Below are 20,609 nucleotides of genomic sequence, written 5' to 3' on the forward strand. Positions count from 1 at the left end.
TTTTAAAAGGTTCTTTCAAAATAGAAGCGAATAATTTGAGAGAGGAGGGATTGTATGGAAGTCGTCATAAAGAAGAAACGAAATAGAGGGAAAAGGATTTTTATTTGGTCTAGTAGTATCATTCTTTTATTAGTTATCTGTACAGCGATTTTTGTGAACATATATACGCTTAGTTCTATGCCAAAGATAGATGGAACGATAAAACTTGAGGATTTACAACATGCTGTTGCGGTGAAACGAGATAGTAAAGGTGTACCTCATATTAAAGCGGAAAATGCACATGATTTATATTTTTCGCAAGGATACGTACAAGCGCAAGATCGTTTGTTTCAAATGGACTTAAGTAGAAGACAAGCTTCAGGGATGTTAAGTGAAGTTGTTGGTGAAGTAGCTGTTGATAAAGATAAGTTGTTTCGTACGCTCGGTCTACGTCGTGCAGCAGAAGCGTCTTTAAATCAATATGATGGAGAAGCGAAATATGCCCTGCAGTCATTCGCAGATGGGGTGAATGCTTTTATACGTGAGGCGAAGGCCGAAAAGAAATTGCCAGTGGAGTTTACTCTATTAGGCTATGAACCTGCTGAATGGTCAATTGTGGACTCTTTAACGATTGGAAAGTATATGGCGTTTGATTTAGGAGGACATTGGCATGGACAGGCATTTCGATATTGGGCGTTGAAAAATCTTCCGGAAGAGCAAGCAAATGAGCTATTTCCTACATATCCGAAAGATGCACCTAGATTGCTAGCTGAACTGAAAAATACAAATGTGAATGTAGCACAAAGTTTTTCAAAGACGATCATTCCACCAGAGTTTAATGGGAGTAATAACTGGGTTGTGAGCGGTGAGAAGAGTGCATCTGGTAAGCCGATTTTAGCGGATGATCCGCATCTTTCTCTTGCGACACCTTCTATATGGTACCAAACAAAGTTAGAAACGAAAGATGTAAATGTGAGTGGAGTTATTTTCGCAGGCGTACCTGGTGTTATGCTAGGGCACAATAAGGAAATTGCATGGGGCGTTACGAATACAGGACCAGATGTACAAGATTTATACATTGAAAAGCGAAATCCTAATAATGAAAATGAATTTTTGTATAACGATAAGTGGGAAAAGGCTACGGTTGTTGATGAATCTATTAAAGTAAAAGGCGGAAAAACAATCCCTTATAAAGTTACAATCACGAGGCATGGTCCAGTTATTTCGGAATTTGCGGATAAGGGTAAGGAGAAAACGAAAACAGTATTTGCTTTAAAGTGGACTGCTTTAGAGCCTTCAGCTGAGTTGAAGGCAGTATTAAATATGAATAAAGCAAAAAACTGGAATGAGTTTGAAACAGCTCTTCAAGATTTTCACACACCGACTCAAAATTTTTTGTTTGCATCAAACGATGGAACCATTGCTTATAAAGCGAACGGAAATATACCAGTGCGTAAAAAAGGCGATGGTATTTTGCCTGTACCTGGATGGACAGATGAATATGAATGGGAAGGGTATATTCCGTTTGATCAGCTTCCGAAAGTAATAAATCCAAAACAAGGGTTTATTTCAACTGCGAATAATAAAATTGTTGATGACGCTTACCCATACCATATTAGTAATACGTGGGCGCAGCCGTACAGGCAAATGCGTATTCAAGAGTTTTTGCAAGAGAAGGATAAGTATACGGTAAAAGATTTAGAAGAGTTACAGATGGATCAAAAAAATTTGCATGGGAAAGAGTTTGTCCCTATATTTTTAAAGGAGTTAAATAAGACATCTTTATCAGATGTAGAGAAAGAGGGAGTAAAAGAATTATCGAAGTGGAATTTTTATGATAGTAAGGATGAAGCAGCACCATTAATTTTTCATTTAGTAATGAAAGAAATTTCTAATACAGTATTTTCAAAAGAAATTCCGAAAGATGTGATGGAGTTATTTGAAGGGAAGTCACAAGTTGTTGATGAATTGATTCGAAAACAAGTAGCAGGAGAAAATAGCGCTTGGTTTACGAAGTACGGAGGCTTCACAGAAGTGGTGCATACATCGTACGAGAATGTAATGAAGAAATTACAGAAGGAATATGGACCGAATGTTGCGGAGTGGAAGTGGGGAGATTATCATCAACTTGCTTTTACACATCCAATTTCGAGATCATCTAGTATATTAGCACTACTCGCATTTAATCGTGAGAAACCAGTTCCAATAGGCGGAAGCCAAGTTACCGTTCAAGCAGCGAGTTACGGAGATAACGGTATTGTAAATCACGGAGCTTCTTGGCGATTCGTCATTGATACGAAAGATATGTCAAACGGTTATCATATCGTAGGGCCAGGACAATCGGGACATTTTAGAAGCGATTGGTATCATGATCAAATAGATGATTGGGTGAATGGTGAGTATCATACGACTACACTTAATACAGATGGGATAGAAGGAAAAGTGTTAAATTTAGTCCCTAAATAATGTGTAGATATTTTGAGATGGAATGGTTTGTAAAGGAGCGGGAGAACCGCTCTTTTTTTGAATTATTTTTCTTATGGAATATATGTGTAATGTTGTATAAAATAAGCAAGAAAGCCAAAAATTATAGGGGGAAAGTTGTGAAGAAAAGTAAGAGTTTAATAAGTTTTTTAGGAGTGTTTATTATGTTGTTTTCTTTTTGTTTTCAAGGAAATGTACAGGCGGATGTAAATACTGTTCAATCTGGAAAAATAAAATCAGGAAACGTAACGGTATGGGAAGTAGGAAATGTAGCGAAAGTGTTAGCTGATGTAGAGCGCTTGAATTTGAATACGGTGAATGTACCGATTCAAGTAGATATTTCGGATGTGAATTCGGCTAATATGGTAATTAATCAGGCGCAAAAGAAACAAGCTATTATTTTAATTCAAGAATTACTAAAGCGTAATATACAAGTTATAGTGGAACCATTCCCGTTTATTCAGCAAGGAAATATTGGAGAAACAGAGTGGAACCCGAGTAATATTAATGATTTCTTCTGGAATTGGAAAACGGTTGTTTTACAAGATATTTTTAATTCCATTACAAATAAGTACAATATTTATGGGCTGAAGATCGCTTCTAATTTCGTGAATATGGAATATGCAGAAGGATATTGGAATGATACAATTAATTTTGTTCGCCAGCAGTATAAAGGAAATGTTTTGTATCAAATGAACTGGTGGTTAACTGCAAGTTGGGATCCTTCTTTTGAGGCGAAATTTAAAGAGAAAATAAATCGCCCGTATTTAAAAAAGGTGGACATCGTAAGTATTGATAGTTGGTTTGAAGTTTCAGGAAAAAGAAATCCATCATACGAAGAAGTAAAACAAAGTTTATTTGCGACGACAGTATATAATCGTGGCCAAAATGTCGTTCAGCAACTTGAACAATTACATACAACTACAGGAAAGCCAATTTATTTTGGCGGATTTAACGTGCCGGCACGTGAGCTAGGGTTACAAAACCCATGGAATCCAGATGTTTCTAATGTGTTTTCAAAAGATGTACAACTTAACGGGTGGCGTGCTTACCGAGATGTATTAGAACCGAAGCTGTATTTTAAAGGTTTTTCAATTTGGTTTATCGGCTCTAATGATAGTAATCATTCATATCAAATACATAGTAAAGAAGCAGAGACAGTTATTAATGGATGGTATAAAAAATAAATTTTATAAAATAGGTAAGTTTTAGAATCCATTACATATATTTTAGTGAAAGGCCTTTCACCATCTTATCACCTAGGGGGCAATCATAATGAAATTTTTGTCATACCTTACAGTAATTTTGGTGATTCTTGGCGGTTTGAATTGGTTGTTTGTAGCGTTAGATTATAATGTAGTTGAGGAATGGTTTGGTTCTATGCCGGCGCTTGTGGATACCATTTATTGGCTCTTTGGTCTTTCAGCTATTTATCAAATTTTTGATCGGTTCTTTACGAGTAAATAGCTATTATACTTTATTACTAGAGTGTTAAGTACGATTATGTACTTAACACTTTTTTGTATGTTTATAAAAAATAGGTTGCACATGCAAGCGATTCCATCGCGTCTTACGCCGTAATAACGGAAAACAAATTGACCGTGTATTGTATATAGGTTATAATTCAGAAAGTTTAAAAAATAATAAAAATGAGAAATAGGGAGGTTATCTGGGTGATGGAGAGAGTGTATAATTTTTCAGCAGGACCATCTATACTCCCTTTGCCGGTTTTAGAGAAAGTGCAAAAGGAGCTTGTAAATTATAACGGGACAGGCATGTCTGTTATGGAAATGAGCCATAGATCTTCTTATTTCCAAAGTATTATTGATGAAGCCAGCAGCTTACTTCGTGAATTAATGAACATTCCTGATGAGTATGAAGTTTTATTTTTACAGGGCGGTGCGTCATTACAATTTTCTATGATACCGTTAAATTTAATGAGTACGTATAAAAAAGCTGGGTACGTTCTGACAGGTTCATGGTCTAAAAAGGCGCAGCAAGAAGCCGGAAAAGTAGGGGAAGCGCAAGTGATTGCTTCTTCTGAAAAAGAGAAGTTTACTACGATTCCTAAAATGGATGATTTACTGAGTGATGAAGAACTAGATTATGTACATATTACAACGAATAATACAATTGAGGGGACAAAATATGTGGATATTCCACATGTAGAAAGAGTGCCGCTTGTTGCGGATATGTCCTCAAATATTTTATCAGAACAATATGATGTTACGAAGTTTGGTCTCATATATGCGGGTGCGCAAAAGAATTTAGGGCCAGCGGGTTTAACGATTGTAATTATAAAAAGAGATTTAATTGGCAGTGCAAATAGTGCTTGTCCTACGATGTTAAACTATGAAACTTACAGTAAAAATAACTCCCTATATAATACACCGCCAACCTTTAGTATTTATGTAGCAAAACTTGTACTAGAGTGGTTGAAAGAACAAGGCGGGGTATCTGCGATTGAAGAACAGAATAGAATGAAATCTTCACTTCTTTACAATTTTTTAGATGAATCTAAATTGTTTACTTCACCAGTTAATCCTACGTATCGATCACTTATGAATATTCCGTTTACAACACCGTCAGAAGAGCTTAATAGTCAGTTTTTACAAAAAGCGAAAGAACGCGGTTTCGTTACGCTAAAGGGACATCGTTCAGTCGGCGGTATGCGCGCTAGTATTTACAATGCGATGCCAACCCAAGGTGTACAAGAATTAGTAGACTATATGAAGGAATTTGAGCTTGAAAATAGATAGGGAGATGGGGATATGTTTCGTGTTCAGACGTTAAATCAAATTGCGGAAAAGGGTTTGCAAATTTTTGATGGGAATCGCTATGAAATTGGAGACAAAGTAGGTCATCCAGATGGTATTTTACTTCGCAGCTATTCTTTACATCAAGAAGAGTTTTCAAAAGATTTAAAGGCGATTGCAAGAGCTGGTGCCGGTGTAAATAATATTCCTGTTGAACGTTGTACGGAAAAAGGGATTGTAGTGTTTAACACGCCAGGGGCTAATGCGAATGCAGTGAAGGAACTTATTATCGCAAGCCTTATTATGTCTTCCCGTAATATTATAAACGGAGTGAGCTGGACGAAAGAGTTGGATGGAGAAGAAGTACCACAGCTTGTTGAAGCTGGGAAGAAGCAATTCGTTGGATCAGAGATAGCGGGGAAACGTTTAGGTGTTATCGGTCTTGGTGCAATCGGTGCTTTAGTTGCGAACGATGCGTTAGCTTTAGGAATGGACGTTGTTGGATACGATCCGTATATATCTGTTGAAACAGCATGGCGTCTTTCTACGCAAGTACAAAGAGCGTTTAGCTTAGATGAAATTTTTGCAACATGTGATTATATTACGTTACATATTCCACTTACGAATCAAACGAAGGGGATTGTTGGTGAACACGCTATAGAGACGATGAAAAAAGGAATGCGTCTATTCAATTTCTCAAGAGGAGAACTTGTAGATGAAAATGCTCTTCAAAAAGCGTTAGAAGAAGATATTATTACACATTACGTAACTGATTTCCCCAATGAAAATGTTATAAAGATGAAAAATGTAACAGCGACGCCTCACCTAGGTGCATCTACGTCTGAGTCTGAAGAAAATTGTGCAGTAATGGCAGCTCGTCAATTACGTGAATATTTAGAGACAGGTAATATTCGTAATTCAGTAAACTATCCAAACGTAGAACTTCCGTATATCGGAAAGAAACGTATTACAATTATGCATCAAAATGTTCCGAACATGGTAGGACAAATTACAGGATGTTTAGCAGAACATCATATTAATATTGCGGATATGATTAATCGTAGTAAACATTCTTGGGCGTACACAATGATTGATATTGATAACGGAATTGATGATATAATGAAAGAGAATATTGTGGAAAATATAAGCAAAATCACAGGTGTTGTAGCTGTTCGAATGATTGTGTAAAGGAGAGAGAAACTTGGCAAAAATCCGACCGTTTCGTGCTATTCGTCCAGTAGAAGGAAAAGCAGCACAAGTAGCAGCTTTACCGTATGACGTATTAAATAGTGAAGAGGCAAGAGAAGTTGTAAAAGGGAATCCATATTCTTTCTTACACGTTGATAAAGCAGAAATTGATTTAGACCCGGCACTTTCGCCGTACGATGATCGTGTATATGAAAAAGCGGGTGAAAATTTAAAGCAATTTATACAAGAAGAAGTGTTCGTTCAAGATGAAGAGCCAGCGCTTTACATTTATGAACTGACGATGCAAGGAAGAACGCAGTCAGGCCTTGTCGTTTGTACATCGATTGACGAGTATGAAGATGATACAATTAAAAAACATGAAAGAACGCGTCACGAAAAAGAACTAGATCGTATTCGCCACGTAGATGGGTGTGACGCAAATACGGGGCCTATCTTTTTAGCGTATCGTACAAAAGAAGAAGTGAAACGTTTCATTGCAAGCTGGAAAGAAGAACATGCGCCAATTTATACATTTACGGCAGAAGACGGAGTCGAGCATGTTGCGTGGAAGATTGCAGATGAAGAAGTAATTACGACTTTAGTAAATGCATTTGAAGATATCCCTAACTTGTACATTGCAGATGGGCATCACCGCTCTGCATCAGCTGCAAAAGTAGGAGTTATGCGAAGAGAGCAATATCCGAATTACACAGGAGAAGAGGAATTTAATTTCTTCCTATCTGTTTTATTCCCTCATGATGAATTATCAATTTGGGATTATAACCGGGTTGTGAAAGATTTAAATGGCTTATCAGTAGAGCAATTTTTAAAGCAAGTTGCGCAATATTTTTATGTGGAAGAAGCAGGGGTTTCACCGTATAAACCAAATGAGCCAAAATCATTTGGAATGTATGTAAACGAGAAGTGGTATAAGCTCACAGTGAAAGAGGAAACATTTGATGCGAATGATCTTGTTAGGCGTTTAGATGTATCTATTTTACAAGATCATTTAGTAAGTCAGGTGCTTGAAATACATGATCCACGCTCAGATTCACGCATTGATTTCGTCGGCGGAATCCGCGGATTAGAAGAACTAGAACGTCTTGTGAATAGCGGTGAATATAAAGCGGCATTCGCATTATATCCAACATCAATGGAAGATTTATTAACAATCGCAGACGCTGGAGAAGTAATGCCGCCGAAATCAACGTGGTTTGAACCGAAACTGCGCAGCGGGTTGTTTGTTCACTCATTAAAGTAAATATAGACTTCTTTAGATTGAAAAACCGAAATGATTTTTAGTTTCGGTTTTTCTTTTGTAACAAATGGAACATCAGTTTAGTTAATTGTGGACTGTTTTTAAGGAGGGGTATCGATGAAATTGCAAGTAGGCGAAAAAATCACCTTTGAGCGAACTTTTACAAAAGAAGATGTTGTTTTATTTACAGAAGTATCTAAGGATGAGGGAATTCATCATGTTACACCAGATGAGCAAGGACGATTTGTTGTACAAGGTCTTTTAACATCAACGCTTCCTACGAAAGTTGGCGGTGATCATAATGTATTAGCTCGCAAGATGGATTTTGAATTTTTACGACCTGTTTATAGCGGTGATACGATTCGTTGTGACGTAACAATTGAACAATTTGAACCCGATGAAAAAAATCGTACAAAGATTATTGCGATGTTTACATGTATGAACCAACTTGAAAAAGAAGTATTGAAGGGAAGTTTTTCAGGGATTATTCTTTAGTTAGTAGGGGGAAGGAAGCAAGTGAAATAAGTGTGGGGGAGAAACCCCACACTTATTTATAGTTTCACTTTATTCCACTCCACTTTCTAAAATATAGAAAGATCCAGTATTACAATCAATTTCTGCCATCGCGCCGTAAGGTAAAATAAACTTCGGTTCGGTATGGCCAAAATTTAAATTATAAAGAATCGGCAAATGTTCTAAATTATTTTCCTTCATAACTTTCAGTATTTCCTGTTTATATTCTTCATAATACTTTTCGTCTTTTGGTTTACCAAAAATGATGCCATTTGCTTTTTGGAGAATGCCTTGTGCTGCGTAATTTCGTAACCAATACTTTATATAACTTGGTTCTGGATGATCTTCAGAGGTTTCAAAGAAAAGGATGCTATTCTCCCAATGTTTTTTCTCTGGCCAAAGTTCCGTTCCTTTTGCAAATTCCAGTACTTCCATACAACCACCAATTAAACGCCCTTGTACAGTGATAGAGCCTTGAAGTAGCTCATATCCATTGTTTTGTTGCATTGTACGCCTTTGATCCTTATTTACCTCTATCCATTCTAAACGCTCACTCGTCCATTCATGAGCTGGTTGAATTTCGCCAATAATCTCATTTGAAAAGAGAGTTCGATTCACCATTTCAATTGTATATGGATCCATCTCCACATTTTCGGCAAAATCGGTTAAAATTGCTGGACCGTAAAAAGAAGAAATTCCTGCTTTATGACAAAACAAGTGTGAAATGGTAACGTCAGAGTACCCCATAAAAATTTTTGGGTTTTCCCGTATCACATTAAAATCTATATAGGGAAGTAAACGGATGCTATCTTCTCCGCCAATATTCGCAATGATTGCTTTCACGCGCGTATCTTTAAATGCTGTCATTAAATCTTCCGCACGAGCCTCTGGGTTGTTATAAATGAATTCGCTACCTTTTAAACTATTTGGCATTGGGACAACCTTAAGACCGAAAACTTTTTCTAATCTTTTTACTCCTTGCTCATAACGCCATCTTAGCTCAGAATCACCTGATCCTCCCCATGAAGGGCTTACTGTTGCCACAATATCTCCAGGCTGTAATCCTTTTGGTTTTATTAACATTTTAATTCCGCTCCTATATCATTTAATTTACTACGACTTTACAAAACGTAAAGGTGAAGAACATGGTATATGACATAAATTTCTCCATCATCAATACAATTACCTGCTGTTAGGCATGAATCTAGACCTATTGTTGAATATTGGAATGATCTACAATAAGATCATTTATCAAACTTTATTTGCAGTACATAATAAATAATGTTGTTTACCTGTTTTAATTACATGTGGATTTAGGATAAAGTTTGTTTAATATCTTATATTAAAATAAAAACAAACCACTGTTCGATTTGAATATTCCACGATATAATGGTGAGAGTTTATCCCGCATTAACGGGCAGTAAGACTCCCATCTCGAAATTGGGCGAATGTGAGGAAGTTAGATGGGAGTCGGGCTGCCCGTAAAAGCCCGATTGGTTCAACTAATAATCAGTGGGGGATGGAAAAAACCCCCACTGATTAAAGTTTCACTTTATGTCAGAATAAATATTTTATAACAAGTGAGGTACTATATGAAAAAAAGAACCACAGACATTATTTTTATTATTATTGGTGCATTTCTTTTTGCGTTAGGTGTGAATTTGTTTGTTATTCCGAACGAGTTTGGAGAAGGCGGAGTAACTGGTATCACGATTATTACCTACTATTTATTTGAGTGGTCACCAGGCTTAGTCAACTTAATTTTAAATGCGTTTTTGTTAATAGCTGGTTATAAATTCTTGAATAAGATAACAACAATTTATACGATCATTGCGGTAGTTACTAACTCGCTATTTCTTCATTTGACAGAAGGCTGGACTATTGCTTCAGATGAAATGCTGGTAAATGCCATTTTCGGAGGAATATTTATTGGGTGCGGGATTGGTCTAATCATTCGTGTTGGCGGAACAACAGCGGGTACTACCATCTTAGCAAGGATGACACATAAGTATTTAGGTTGGAGCATTAGCTATGGTCTATTGTTCTTCGATTTAATAGTTGCTTTCTCATCTTATTTCATCATTGGTGCAGAAAAACTAATGCTGACAATTATTATGCTATATGTAGGAACGAAAGTGATGGAATTTGTAATTGAAGGTTTAAATACGAAGAAGGCCATTACGATTATTTCTGATAACCCGAATGAAATTGCCGGGAAGGTGACTAACTTAATGGGTAGAGGAGTTACCGTGTACTCAGGTCATGGCTATTACACGAAAACTCCGAAGGAAATTCTTTATATTGTTATTAATAAGCAAGAAGTAGTGAAGCTAAAACGGATTGTTCAAACTACTGATCCGAGTGCTTTCATCGCTATACATGATGTTCGTGATGTGTTCGGAGAAGGATTTGTTGATATTTCTAAGGCCTAATAAGAGTTAGAAAATGTTTTTAAAAGGCAGAAAATATTCAATATTTTTTATTAAAATAATCTAAATGTTAAAATATGAGAATCTATTTTGATGAATCTATGTCAAAATGGATTCTTTTTTATTTATCAACTTTTATTCCAGAGCGACATTATTAGACGATTTGTTGTATTGTATGCGGTTCTAATACGTAGTATCTTTAGTAACCTCAATAATTTCACGTAATGGATTTTAAAATTTGGCTAATTACTATGAAAAAATTAATGCTGGAATTGTTTTTCTTTTTCTTGCAAAAAGTACAATTCTTTCTTAATGTAAGAATGTAGAAGGATGAACAAGAGAGGGTTTAATGAAGATGATACATATTTTATTAGCTGATGATGACAAGCATATTAGAGAGTTATTACATTACCATGTACAAAAAGAGGGGTTTAAAGTTTTTGAGGCTGAAGATGGAAAGGTAGCTCAAGGCATATTAGAGAAAGAAAATATTCATCTTGCGATAGTGGATATTATGATGCCGTTTATTGATGGCTATACGTTATGTGAAGAAATCAGGAAGTATCATGATATACCTGTTATATTATTAACAGCGAAAGATCAGTTAGTTGATAAAGAAAAAGGGTTCATTTCTGGCACGGACGATTATATTGTGAAACCATTTGAACCAGCTGAAGTGATTTTCCGTATGAAAGCATTATTGCGTCGTTATCAAATGCTTAGTGCTGATATTATTACGCTGCACGGGACGACAATTGATCGAAAAGGGTTTGAAGTGAAATGTAACGGTCAGACGATTTTGCTACCACTGAAGGAATTTGAATTATTATCACAACTTGCTAGTTATCCTGGAAGAACATTTTCAAGAGAAGAATTAATTGAGTTAGTGTGGGGAATGGATTTTGAAGGGGATGAACGAACGGTCGATGTTCATGTGAAGCGACTGAGAGATCGTTTTTCAAAGCGAACAGATGATTTTCAAATTACGACAGTGCGCGGGCTCGGTTATAAGTTGGAGTTGAAATAAGATGAAATCATTGTATTCTAGATTTGTTTTTATGACGGTTGGGATTATGCTACTTAGTAGTATAATTGGCTTTTTATTAACAAATGTATATTATCAGGTGAAGTTAAAACCGTATAATAGTGAAAAGATTTTAATGTATGCTGAGGAAGTAAAATCATTATATGAAAAGCAAAGTGAAGAGAATAAAGAGGCATACTTACAGTCTATTGCGAAATTAGGATATGAAATTTATATTGTAGATGACGAAAATCATGGAAAGCGTATTGGGAATGCGTTTCGTAAGATAACAATTAGTGATGATACAGTTCATAAAGTATTGCAAGGTGAAACGTTTAATGGCGTTTCCACATATCCAACCCGTTTGTTTATTACAGGATTCTTCGATAATGAATTAATTAATAGCGTTGGTGTCCCATTAAGACATGGTGATAAACAGTACGCTTTATTCATCCGCCCTGACATTCAGCAACAATTTGGTGAGATGAGAATTTTTCTAGCAGTACTACTCGGTTTTATTGTTTTATTAAGTATCATTTTTATAGCGATTGCAGCAGGGTATATCGTTCGTCCAATTCGAACATTTACGAAAGCGACTCAAAAGATTGCAAGTGGTGAATATGATATCGAATTAGATGAAAATCGAAAAGATGAAATTGGTACACTAGCAACTAATTTTCAAAAGATGACGAAAAGTATTAAAGAATTAGATCAAATGAGACAAGAGTTCGTTTCTAACGTTTCTCATGAATTTCAATCTCCACTTTCTTCGATACAAGGTTTTTCGAAAACATTACAATCGGAGAATATGAGTGAAGAGGAAAGAAAACGTTATTTAAAAATTATTGAGGGCGAAAGCAAGCGAATGTCTAGTTTATGTAAACAGTTACTTACGCTCGCTTCATTAGATAAAGAAGAGAAAGTTCTACAAATTAAAGAGTTTCACTTGCAAAAACAAATTAAGGACGTCATTTTTATGCTCGAGTGGAAATGGCGCGAAAAAGATATCGCTGTTGAATTTGATGTGCCAGACATCGTCATACAAGGTGATGAAAACTTACTTCATCAAGTATGGAGTAATATTTTTACGAATAGCATTAAGTTTTCAAATGATGGCGGAACCGTTGAATTTGTTGTAGAAGAATTAGAATCCGGTATTGTCATTTCTATATCAGATAACGGAATCGGCATGGAAAAAGAAGAAATGGATCGTATATTTGATCGTTTTTACAAAGTAGACACAGCAAGGGCAAGAAACGTAGAAGGTAGTGGTTTAGGATTATCGATTGTGCAGAAAATTGTTGAACTGCATCAAGGAACCGTTTCAGTATATAGTACGAAAGGGGAAGGGACGACTGTTCGGGTTGAGCTTCCTAAATAGATGGAAGAGGCTGTTTGCGAACGGCCTCTTCTTTTTTGTCATTTTTTGTCGGTAAGTCGATATAATCGAAAATCGCTGATATAATTCGATTTGCGCTGATATATTTGAAAAATCGCCGGTAAAAATTTCACTTACTATCTTTCTACTATAAAGCCGCACCTTTCCCGCACTCTTCCTTAAAACGCACCCAAAAAGTATCCGCTGTAATTTAATTTTCGTTCTGTAATCTTCTGTTCATATTCCGTTCATATTTCTTTTTTATGATAAGTGCATAGAAAGTAATAGGAAGGAGCGAGCGAAATGTTTTTAGCTCTGCGAGAATTAAAACAATCAAAATTAAGATATGGATTAATCGGACTTATTATGGTGTTATTATCATTTTTAGTCCTTGTAATTTCAGGATTAGCAAATGGATTATCATATGATAATGCTTCATCGATTCAAAATATGGAGGCAAATAAATTTGTACTAGCGGATGATGCGGAAAATAAATTACTTCGTTCACAAATTAAGAAAGAAGATGTAGATAACGTAGTAAATCAAGCAGGCGAGAAAGAGGCAGTTCCGTTTCGTGTGAAAGTTTCAACGTATGAAAAGAAAGATAGTTCGAAAAAAGTTGATGTTGCTATTTTCTCAAGTGAACGTGATTCATTTTTAGAACCGAAAATTGTAGAAGGCGAGAAATTAGGTACAGCAAACAACGAAATGGTTGCTGATGAATCAATTAAAGAAAAAGGAATTGATATTGGGGATACAATTATTGATCCTGTTTCAAAGAAAGAATTTAAAATTGTTGGATTTACGAAAGATCAAATGTTTAGCCATACACCAGTCGTTTATGTAAATGAAGACGTATGGGGTGCTATTTCACAACCAAACCAAAAAGATTATAGTGCAATTGCGCTTAATACAGATAAAGAAATTAAAAATGCACATGTTATCGACAAAAAAGAAGTATTACAAAGTATTCCAGGATTTAAAGAAGAGCAAGGAACATTAACGATGATCATTGCATTCTTACTTGTTATCGCTGCGTTACTAATCGGTGTATTCTTCTACGTAATTACATTGCAAAAAACACAGCAATTAGGCGTATTAAAAGCAATCGGTACAAAAAACTCTTATTTAGCAAATAGTTTAGTCGTACAGGCGCTATTCTTATCAGTCGTTGCGATGGTAATCAGTATTGTTCTTGTACAAGGATTAGAACAAATTTTACCAGCGGGTATGCCGTTCTTATTAACAACACCGATGATTGCACAATATGCAGCAATCTTTATCGTAATTAGTATTTTAGGAACACTTATTTCGTTATATCAAGTATTAAAAGTTGATGCGTTAGAAGCAATTGGAGGCGGGATGTAATGACTTCATTATTAAAATTAGACAAAGTAAGTAAAGTGTACGGAGAAGGGAATACTGAAGTAACAGCCCTTCATCCGATGTCGCTTGATGTGAAAGCTGGAGAGTTTATCGGAATCGTCGGTCCTTCTGGATCAGGGAAAAGTACGTTATTATCAATCGCAGGTGCTTTACTATCACCGTCAAAAGGGGATATTTACATTCGTGAGCAAAATATTACGAAGTTATCAGAAAAGGAAATGACAGACATTCGTTTGAAAAAAATCGGCTTCATTTTCCAGTTCGCAAATCTTGTTCCATATTTAAATGTAAAAGAACAATTGCTTTACATTGCAAAGCTAAAAAAAGAAAACAAACAAGAATCTGAAAAGCGTGCGGATCACTTGCTAGCAGCATTTGGATTAGGAGAAAGAAAAACTCATTATCCAAATCAACTATCTGGTGGGGAAAAACAAAGGGTAGCAATCGCTCGTGCGTTCATGAACAACCCAGATTTAATATTAGCTGATGAACCAACTGCAAGCTTAGACTCAAAACGTGCTCGTGAAGTCGTTGAAATGATGAAACGTGAAGTGAAAGAAAGTCAAAAAGCAGCCATTATGATTACACATGATGAAAGAATGCTTGATGTATGTGATCGTATATTGACGCTTAGAGATGGGAAGTTAATATAAAGAAAAAAGACAACCGTACACATATGTGCGGTTGTCCTTTTTATAGAATATATTAGGATAGTTATAATAGCATTATTTTGAGATAAGCATTTTAATTTTGTTGCGCGTTAACAATAAAAGTCCACCTATAATTGATAACATTCCGAGTGGCACGTTACTTGATTGCTCACTACCAGCGTTAGGAAGTTCTCTAGCATTGTTTTTCGCTGGAACAGTAGTAGGAGTGTTATTATCCACTTTCGTTTGTTTAGGTTGTGATACTTCATTAATCTTGTTATCTACATTTTGCTTTGTTGTATGTATCTCAGCTAATTTGTCATCAATTTTTTTCTCAGTATGTTTAAAATCGTTTATTTTAATATCTAAGTCTTGTTTTTTCTTTGTTAAATCGTCTGAAACAGTTTGTTTCGCTTGTTTCATTTCGTTTATTTTATTTAGTAAATCTTGTCTAGCTTCTTGTAACTCAGCTAATTTGTTTTTCACATCTTGTTTAGCTAGTTCTAAGTTAGATGAAAGACTATCTAAATTGCCTTTAATTTTCTTAAGTTCTTCTAATGTGTTACCTGTATTCGGCTTATTTTCTTTAATTTCAGCAAGTTTGTCCTCAGCAGTTTGTTTCGCTTTCTTTAACTCAGCTAATTTGTCATCTACCTGTTTTTTTACTTCCTTAAGCTCATTAACCTTTGCATCGATATTTTCTTTATGCTGCTTAATTTCATTCACTTTTTCATCAACAGTTTGTTTATGTTCTTTAATCTCATTAACCTTTTCATCAACAGTTTGCTTATGCTCTTTAATTTCAGCAACTTTTTCATCTACTTGCTTTTTATGCTCCTTAATTTCAGCGATTTTATCTTCGGCGATTTGTTTGTCTTGCTGAAGTTTTGCATCTAACTCTTGTTTATGTTGTTTAATCTCGCCAATTTTTTCATCTGCAACTTGTTTACGTTCATGTAGTTCATTTACCTTTGTATCAACATTTTCCTTAACTTGGTTAAGTTCATTTAATGTTTGATCCACATTTTCTTTGTGCTGCTGCAATTTCGCATCTAACTCTTGTTTATGTTGCTTAATTTCAGCTAATCGATCTCCAGTACTTTGCTGGGGAGTAGCATCAGTTACTTCCGCATGAGCAGAGTTTGCGCCAGCAATCATTGCTAAAGCTAGTGTAGACGCAGCGATTGTTTGTTTTGTTTTCATATTTTTGTACCTCTTTTCTTTCATATGCATGAGCTGTTTTGTGTAAAATTGAGCATATAGAAGTAGATTATTTTATTATTATATACCATGTTCGGCGCCTAGAGGAAGTATTTGCATAATAATCTATGATTATGTAATTTTTAAATTCGCTTATTTATTTCATAGAGTAGGGGAGTTGATTAGCTTTTGGGTGTTCCCTCAAGGTTGAAAGCTAGTCTTGCAAAAAATACGAAGGAGTGTGATGTTGTCCTAACTCAAATGAACTAAAAAATATTCTGTTTAGAAAGGGAGCGGCAATGCTATCGTTATTGAAATATATTATGAAAATGTTCCTGGTGAAAAGGAGATTTAGAACAAATATTAAAAATAGCTGTTAATAATAAAAAGGTAGGAAACATATACCCTTTATTGTTAAGTACAGCCTTTCATAATCTATGTTGAATCAATTGGAAAATTCATGGAAAAGTGTTATGGTTTATTTGGGAGCTGCACATTATTTATGTTCAGTAAAAAAGGGGGATTAAAGTGGGGGCTAAAATTTTTAACGGCAGGCATATAGCCAATAGCAAGGATCAAGAATTTGTTGTTTTTATTATTGGTATGCGTATTAATAACCTATTAAAATTTTGGAAGTGGATACCAGTTTTTAATGCTATGGGACCTATGATTAAAGAATTGTATCAAAATCCACAATGGGGTTTCTTACATACAGAATTCTTATTTAGTTGGAGAAAAGTAATCCTAATTCAATACTGGAAGGGATTCGACGAATTAGTAAACTATGCTCACGGAAAAAATCATTCATATGCTTGGAAATCCTACAATAATAAGATTAAAGATAATGGGAGTGTCGGTGTTTTTCACGAAACCTATCAAATAGAAAAAGGTGCTTCTGAAGCAATCTATGTTAATATGCCAAAAACAGGTTTATCTAGAGCTACCGAACACATACCGGTATCTCAAGATACTAATACTGCTCAAAAAAGAATGAATAAATAATTCGGAAAATTGTGTATATAATTTCGATGTTCCTGCCGGAGAATATACAAAGTGTCGGAGTGTTAGTAGGCTGAAAACTTGACAAGAAAACTTATTTATGCTATAATTTACCGATATAAAAATAAAGTGTATAATAGGGTTCTCCTGGCCAGGGGGACCCTATTTTTGTTGTGAAAATGAAGGAGTGTATGTGCGTGAAACAAGGTGAATCAAGTGTAACATCGTTAGTATCAGCTTTCGGAAGGGCGTATCATAGTGAATTTGATAGTTCTAAAATCTTTGATGATTATGTAGCTAAAGATCTTATTTCACAAAAAGAACGTAATGATATTGAAACGAACATGGTTCAAGGAATACATTTTTTCAATAAAGACATTGCACAGCAGTTTCAAGACAATCCGAAAGAAATTTTAAAATGGATTACACAAGTTCAGTTATCACCAACACCTTTGGCACGTACAGCATATTGTGAAAGAGTGCTATTACATGAAATTACATTAGGCGCGAAGCAATACGTCATACTCGGTGCAGGCTTAGACACGTTCAGTTTTAGACACCGAGAATTAGAGAATAAAATAGAAATATTTGAAGTTGATCATCCTTCTACGCAAGCGTTTAAAATACAAAGAGTGAAAGAAGCAGAGCTTGAAATTCCAAGCAATCTTCATTTTGTTTCGATGGATTTTACTAAGGGTTTCTCTACGCAAAAATTAGTAAATGAAGGATTTGAAAATACAAAGACTTTCTTTAGTCTTTTAGGTGTTACTTATTACTTAACGAAAGAGGAACTTTCTAGTTTACTAGACTGTTTATTTGCGATGGTTCCAGAGGGGAGTTCTATCATTTTCGATTATCCTGATGAAAACTTATTTACGGAAAAAGGATTGTCTAATCGAGTTGAAAACATGGTGAAAATGGCTGCAGTAGGCGGAGAATCGATGAAATCATGTTTTTCTTATGCCGAAATGGAAGCACTATTAGAGAAGGCGGGCTTACTCATTTATGAGCACTTAGCACCAAAGGATATTCATACATTATATTTTGAAGGACGAAACGATTATTTAAAAGCTTTTGAGACGGTGCATTATGTACATGCGGTGAAGAAGTAGAGAATTAGTAGGCATGGGGAGAAATCTCTGTGTCTTTTTTTGTGGGAAAAAGGAAATGGGGTGTAGTGATGGAAAGTATTAATTGGAAGGAGAATTCGATAGTTTAAAGAATACGCAGTATGAATGTAAAAGATTAAGTAGCAATGCTAAAGGAGAACATAATGTACACAATTGGACAAGTTGCTAAATTTTTAGATGTATCTAGAGATACTTTGAAATTTTATGAGGAAAAAGATTTGGTCAAGCCAAAGCAAAATATTGAGAATGGGTATAGAAAATATAATCATTTTGATATATATGATATAACAACGGTAAATTTCTATAGGGAAATGGATATCGAAATAAAAAAGATTCAAGAATTAAGAAAAAGTAAGAGTATAGAGGGAATAAAATCATTGTTGGAAGAGAAAGAAAAAGAAGTTTTAAAGGAGATAGAGTATAAAAAGCTTCTTTTAAAAAAACTTCAAATTGTAAAAGAAGATTGCGAAAAAACAAAGCAATTCTTAGGGAAATACGTAGTAAAAGAAATGAAGCCTTTAGAAGTAAACGGAGAAATAGAGCATTATACTGCGTATGAGGAATATGAATCTTTGAAAAAGAACACTGACAGCTTAAAAAAAGCAGTTACTCTAACATCTTTACGTAGAGTTATAAGTTTTAATGAAGAAGGTATTATAGAAGATAAATTTATTATTGTAAGAAAAGTAGAGGACTTTGATAAAGAATTAGAAGGTGAAATTCTATCTCATCCAAAATGTATTTATACAGTTATTGAAGATGGAAGATGGTCAACTGGTGGGAAAAGTATTGATCGTAATGTGGAGTCCAGTTTAAGAAAAGTTGCAATAGAACAAGGGTATGAACTTTTGGGGCTAGTGTATATAAATATATTACTTACCACGTATGAAGATGAACTTGAGCGTATATTTTTAGAGATTTATGCACCTGTAAAATAATGCAGACATGTATTGACCTGTGAGTAGCCCTCAGGTTTAAGCTGGAAGTATCCGTAAATATAAATACTATTATGTTTACGAAATACTTAGTTTGAAATGGGGATTGTGCATGAATAGGGAAAAGAAACTAAAAAAACCAGTTGCGAGTTTTATTGTACTAACCAATATCATTTTTCTGCCACTTTTTTTGCTTGTAGGAGCTATAAGTATGTTGGGATTCCCTGCATGGGTTTTTGATGTAATGTTTTGTATATCGTCTTGGTCCTCAACTTTTGCTTTTGCTGTGCTATTTAAAAAAATCTATCCAGGGCAGAGTTTTATACAATTTGTAAAAGACAAGTTCAAGAATAAACTTAAAGTTTCTGTAATTCTTATTGTGAGTATGATTCAAACTTTCATATTTTTAATGATTTTGTTTATCGTGTCTAAAAATAGTGAAGTAGACTCTATTTTTACTGTCTCTTCATGGGGAATGCTAATCTATTTCTTTGTTAAAAACTTTCTTGCGGGGCCATTGGGAGAAGAAATAGGATGGAGAGGTTTTGCACAAATTGAACTCCAAAAGAGGCATTCACCATTAAAAGCTTCGCTAATTATAGGATTTTGGTGGGGGACGTGGCATCTACCTATATGGTTTACTACAGGATTTGTAGGAATTGATTTATTTAAATATATTTTATTTTTTATGATTTCTATCATATCCATTAAAATTGTCATGACAGCATTTTATAACTTAAATCAAAATTTAATCATTCCAATCATTATCCACCAATTCTTTAATTTTTTTATCGGCATAATAAACGGGAATTTAATCGATTTAATTATGTATAACGCGATTTTTTATTTAGTAGTTGCAGTTTTTATGATTGTTATAAATCCAAAGAGAGTACTGTATGGAAGGAAAGGAGAAATAAAAGATGTTGAAATTACAAGGGAAATACAATGAAGCGAAAGTATTTACTACTAACGTAGAAGAAACAGCAGCAGGTCAAATTATTGATCTTTGTAACCAAGAATTCGTAAAGGACAGCAAGATTCGTATTATGCCAGATACACATGCAGGCGCAGGTTGTACTATTGGGACAACAATGACAATTCAAGATAAAATCGTTCCTAATTTAGTCGGGGTTAACTAATCGGCTCAGACTTTAAACTACTCACTCAATTGACTGGGAACCCTAACGATAAAAGGCGAGGGCAATCAGCAGCCAGTGGTTATGGTGACATAATCGAATGGTTCAGAGACTTGTATCAGGTTGGCAGACTAAGATACAGAATTATTTCTCATTCATTTTGA

19 protein-coding genes are annotated in these 20,609 nt (G+C 35.0%); 17 read left to right on the forward strand and 2 right to left on the reverse strand.

All coding sequences use genetic code 11. The features are described 5' to 3' along the window. The first annotated feature begins 54 nt into the window (after window positions 1-54). The 7 genes from MKX77_RS08620 (at window position 55) to MKX77_RS08650 (ending at window position 8,160) form a co-directional block, all read left to right on the forward strand. Window positions 55-2,445, forward strand: a complete 2,391-nt coding sequence (locus tag MKX77_RS08620) for a penicillin acylase family protein (protein WP_341306321.1) — start codon at window positions 55-57, stop codon at window positions 2,443-2,445. 137 nt (window positions 2,446-2,582) lie between these two features. Next, window positions 2,583-3,650 carry a glycoside hydrolase family 113 gene (locus tag MKX77_RS08625; protein ID WP_341306322.1) on the forward strand — a complete coding sequence of 356 codons (1,068 nt, stop codon included), beginning with the start codon at window positions 2,583-2,585 and terminating at the stop codon, window positions 3,648-3,650. Window positions 3,651-3,738: 88 nt separating this feature from the next. Next, on the forward strand, window positions 3,739-3,930 hold the full coding sequence (locus MKX77_RS08630) for a DUF378 domain-containing protein (protein WP_000670797.1): 192 nt from the start codon (window positions 3,739-3,741) through the stop codon (window positions 3,928-3,930). Window positions 3,931-4,139: 209 nt separating this feature from the next. After that, a complete protein-coding gene (serC, locus tag MKX77_RS08635; protein WP_341306323.1) occupies window positions 4,140-5,222 on the forward strand; it encodes a 3-phosphoserine/phosphohydroxythreonine transaminase in 1,083 nt (360 codons plus the stop codon). A gap of 12 nt (window positions 5,223-5,234) precedes the next feature. Next, window positions 5,235-6,407: a 3-phosphoglycerate dehydrogenase family protein gene (locus MKX77_RS08640; RefSeq protein ID WP_341306324.1), complete on the forward strand. Its 1,173-nt coding sequence runs from the start codon at window positions 5,235-5,237 to the stop codon at window positions 6,405-6,407. 13 nt (window positions 6,408-6,420) lie between these two features. Continuing rightward, on the forward strand, window positions 6,421-7,668 hold the full coding sequence (locus MKX77_RS08645) for a DUF1015 domain-containing protein (RefSeq protein WP_341306325.1): 1,248 nt from the start codon (window positions 6,421-6,423) through the stop codon (window positions 7,666-7,668). A 114-nt stretch (window positions 7,669-7,782) separates the two neighbouring features. Continuing rightward, window positions 7,783-8,160: an enoyl-CoA hydratase gene (locus MKX77_RS08650; protein WP_215553587.1), complete on the forward strand. Its 378-nt coding sequence runs from the start codon at window positions 7,783-7,785 to the stop codon at window positions 8,158-8,160. A 69-nt stretch (window positions 8,161-8,229) separates the two neighbouring features. On the opposite strand, the gene MKX77_RS08655 is transcribed toward MKX77_RS08650, so the two are convergent. Further along, window positions 8,230-9,261 carry a S66 family peptidase gene (locus tag MKX77_RS08655; RefSeq protein ID WP_341306326.1) on the reverse strand — a complete coding sequence of 344 codons (1,032 nt, stop codon included), beginning with the start codon at window positions 9,259-9,261 and terminating at the stop codon, window positions 8,230-8,232. Window positions 9,262-9,770: 509 nt separating this feature from the next. On the opposite strand from MKX77_RS08655, the gene MKX77_RS08660 reads away from it, so the two are divergent. The 5 genes from MKX77_RS08660 (at window position 9,771) to MKX77_RS08680 (ending at window position 15,048) form a co-directional block, all read left to right on the forward strand. Continuing rightward, entirely contained in the window at window positions 9,771-10,610 is an 840-nt protein-coding gene (locus MKX77_RS08660; RefSeq protein ID WP_341306327.1) for a YitT family protein, read from the forward strand. A 346-nt stretch (window positions 10,611-10,956) separates the two neighbouring features. Then, window positions 10,957-11,634 carry a response regulator transcription factor gene (locus MKX77_RS08665; protein ID WP_186320882.1) on the forward strand — a complete coding sequence of 226 codons (678 nt, stop codon included), beginning with the start codon at window positions 10,957-10,959 and terminating at the stop codon, window positions 11,632-11,634. A gap of 1 nt (window position 11,635) precedes the next feature. Then, a complete protein-coding gene (locus MKX77_RS08670; RefSeq protein WP_341306328.1) occupies window positions 11,636-13,012 on the forward strand; it encodes a sensor histidine kinase in 1,377 nt (458 codons plus the stop codon). Window positions 13,013-13,312: 300 nt separating this feature from the next. Continuing rightward, entirely contained in the window at window positions 13,313-14,377 is a 1,065-nt protein-coding gene (locus MKX77_RS08675) for an ABC transporter permease (RefSeq protein ID WP_215553579.1), read from the forward strand. Next, window positions 14,377-15,048 carry an ABC transporter ATP-binding protein gene (locus MKX77_RS08680; protein ID WP_144506071.1) on the forward strand — a complete coding sequence of 224 codons (672 nt, stop codon included), beginning with the start codon at window positions 14,377-14,379 and terminating at the stop codon, window positions 15,046-15,048. Before MKX77_RS08675 ends, MKX77_RS08680 begins: the two co-directional genes overlap by 1 nt. 72 nt (window positions 15,049-15,120) lie before the next feature. Here the strand turns inward: MKX77_RS08680 and MKX77_RS08685 are convergent, their stop codons facing one another. Next, complete coding sequence (locus tag MKX77_RS08685) at window positions 15,121-16,248, reverse strand: LPXTG cell wall anchor domain-containing protein (RefSeq protein ID WP_341306329.1); 1,128 nt, start codon at window positions 16,246-16,248, stop codon at window positions 15,121-15,123. Between the two features lie 525 nt (window positions 16,249-16,773). On the opposite strand from MKX77_RS08685, the gene MKX77_RS08690 reads away from it, so the two are divergent. The 5 genes from MKX77_RS08690 to MKX77_RS08710 all read left to right on the forward strand — a co-directional run bounded on the left by MKX77_RS08690 (window position 16,774) and on the right by MKX77_RS08710 (window position 20,448). Further along, window positions 16,774-17,247 carry a DUF4188 domain-containing protein gene (locus tag MKX77_RS08690; protein WP_002128099.1) on the forward strand — a complete coding sequence of 158 codons (474 nt, stop codon included), beginning with the start codon at window positions 16,774-16,776 and terminating at the stop codon, window positions 17,245-17,247. 188 nt (window positions 17,248-17,435) lie between these two features. After that, window positions 17,436-18,356, forward strand: coding sequence for a class I SAM-dependent methyltransferase (locus tag MKX77_RS08695; RefSeq protein ID WP_341307945.1), 921 nt, complete (start codon window positions 17,436-17,438; stop codon window positions 18,354-18,356). A gap of 161 nt (window positions 18,357-18,517) precedes the next feature. Next, window positions 18,518-19,312, forward strand: coding sequence for a MerR family transcriptional regulator (locus MKX77_RS08700; protein WP_002033099.1), 795 nt, complete (start codon window positions 18,518-18,520; stop codon window positions 19,310-19,312). 109 nt (window positions 19,313-19,421) lie between these two features. Further along, window positions 19,422-20,258: a CPBP family intramembrane glutamic endopeptidase gene (locus MKX77_RS08705; RefSeq protein WP_215560611.1), complete on the forward strand. Its 837-nt coding sequence runs from the start codon at window positions 19,422-19,424 to the stop codon at window positions 20,256-20,258. Further along, complete coding sequence (locus MKX77_RS08710; protein WP_002110694.1) at window positions 20,230-20,448, forward strand: RtcB family protein; 219 nt, start codon at window positions 20,230-20,232, stop codon at window positions 20,446-20,448. The genes MKX77_RS08705 and MKX77_RS08710 overlap by 29 nt, the downstream gene beginning before the upstream one ends. Window positions 20,449-20,609: the final 161 nt, after the last annotated feature.

Source organism: Bacillus sp. FSL R9-9410 (assembly GCF_038050385.1).
Taxonomy (GTDB): Bacteria; Bacillota; Bacilli; order Bacillales; family Bacillaceae_G; genus Bacillus_A; species Bacillus_A cereus_U.

Excerpts from the sequence above, each read along its gene's own strand:
- MKX77_RS08705 (WP_215560611.1), top strand. The coding sequence starts at position 19,422 with ATGAATAGGGAAAAGAAACTAAAAAAACCAGTTGCGAGTTTTATTGTA.
- MKX77_RS08685 (WP_341306329.1), bottom strand. The coding sequence starts at position 16,248 with ATGAAAACAAAACAAACAATCGCTGCGTCTACACTAGCTTTAGCAATG.
- MKX77_RS08665 (WP_186320882.1), top strand. The coding sequence starts at position 10,957 with ATGAAGATGATACATATTTTATTAGCTGATGATGACAAGCATATTAGA.
- MKX77_RS08630 (WP_000670797.1), top strand. The coding sequence starts at position 3,739 with ATGAAATTTTTGTCATACCTTACAGTAATTTTGGTGATTCTTGGCGGT.
- MKX77_RS08660 (WP_341306327.1), top strand. The coding sequence starts at position 9,771 with ATGAAAAAAAGAACCACAGACATTATTTTTATTATTATTGGTGCATTT.
- MKX77_RS08640 (WP_341306324.1), top strand. The coding sequence starts at position 5,235 with ATGTTTCGTGTTCAGACGTTAAATCAAATTGCGGAAAAGGGTTTGCAA.
- MKX77_RS08700 (WP_002033099.1), top strand. The coding sequence starts at position 18,518 with ATGTACACAATTGGACAAGTTGCTAAATTTTTAGATGTATCTAGAGAT.
- MKX77_RS08680 (WP_144506071.1), top strand. The coding sequence starts at position 14,377 with ATGACTTCATTATTAAAATTAGACAAAGTAAGTAAAGTGTACGGAGAA.
- MKX77_RS08655 (WP_341306326.1), bottom strand. The coding sequence starts at position 9,261 with ATGTTAATAAAACCAAAAGGATTACAGCCTGGAGATATTGTGGCAACA.
- MKX77_RS08670 (WP_341306328.1), top strand. The coding sequence starts at position 11,636 with ATGAAATCATTGTATTCTAGATTTGTTTTTATGACGGTTGGGATTATG.
- MKX77_RS08675 (WP_215553579.1), top strand. The coding sequence starts at position 13,313 with ATGTTTTTAGCTCTGCGAGAATTAAAACAATCAAAATTAAGATATGGA.
- serC (WP_341306323.1), top strand. The coding sequence starts at position 4,140 with ATGGAGAGAGTGTATAATTTTTCAGCAGGACCATCTATACTCCCTTTG.
- MKX77_RS08695 (WP_341307945.1), top strand. The coding sequence starts at position 17,436 with ATGTGCGTGAAACAAGGTGAATCAAGTGTAACATCGTTAGTATCAGCT.
- MKX77_RS08620 (WP_341306321.1), top strand. The coding sequence starts at position 55 with ATGGAAGTCGTCATAAAGAAGAAACGAAATAGAGGGAAAAGGATTTTT.
- MKX77_RS08650 (WP_215553587.1), top strand. The coding sequence starts at position 7,783 with ATGAAATTGCAAGTAGGCGAAAAAATCACCTTTGAGCGAACTTTTACA.
- MKX77_RS08710 (WP_002110694.1), top strand. The coding sequence starts at position 20,230 with ATGTTGAAATTACAAGGGAAATACAATGAAGCGAAAGTATTTACTACT.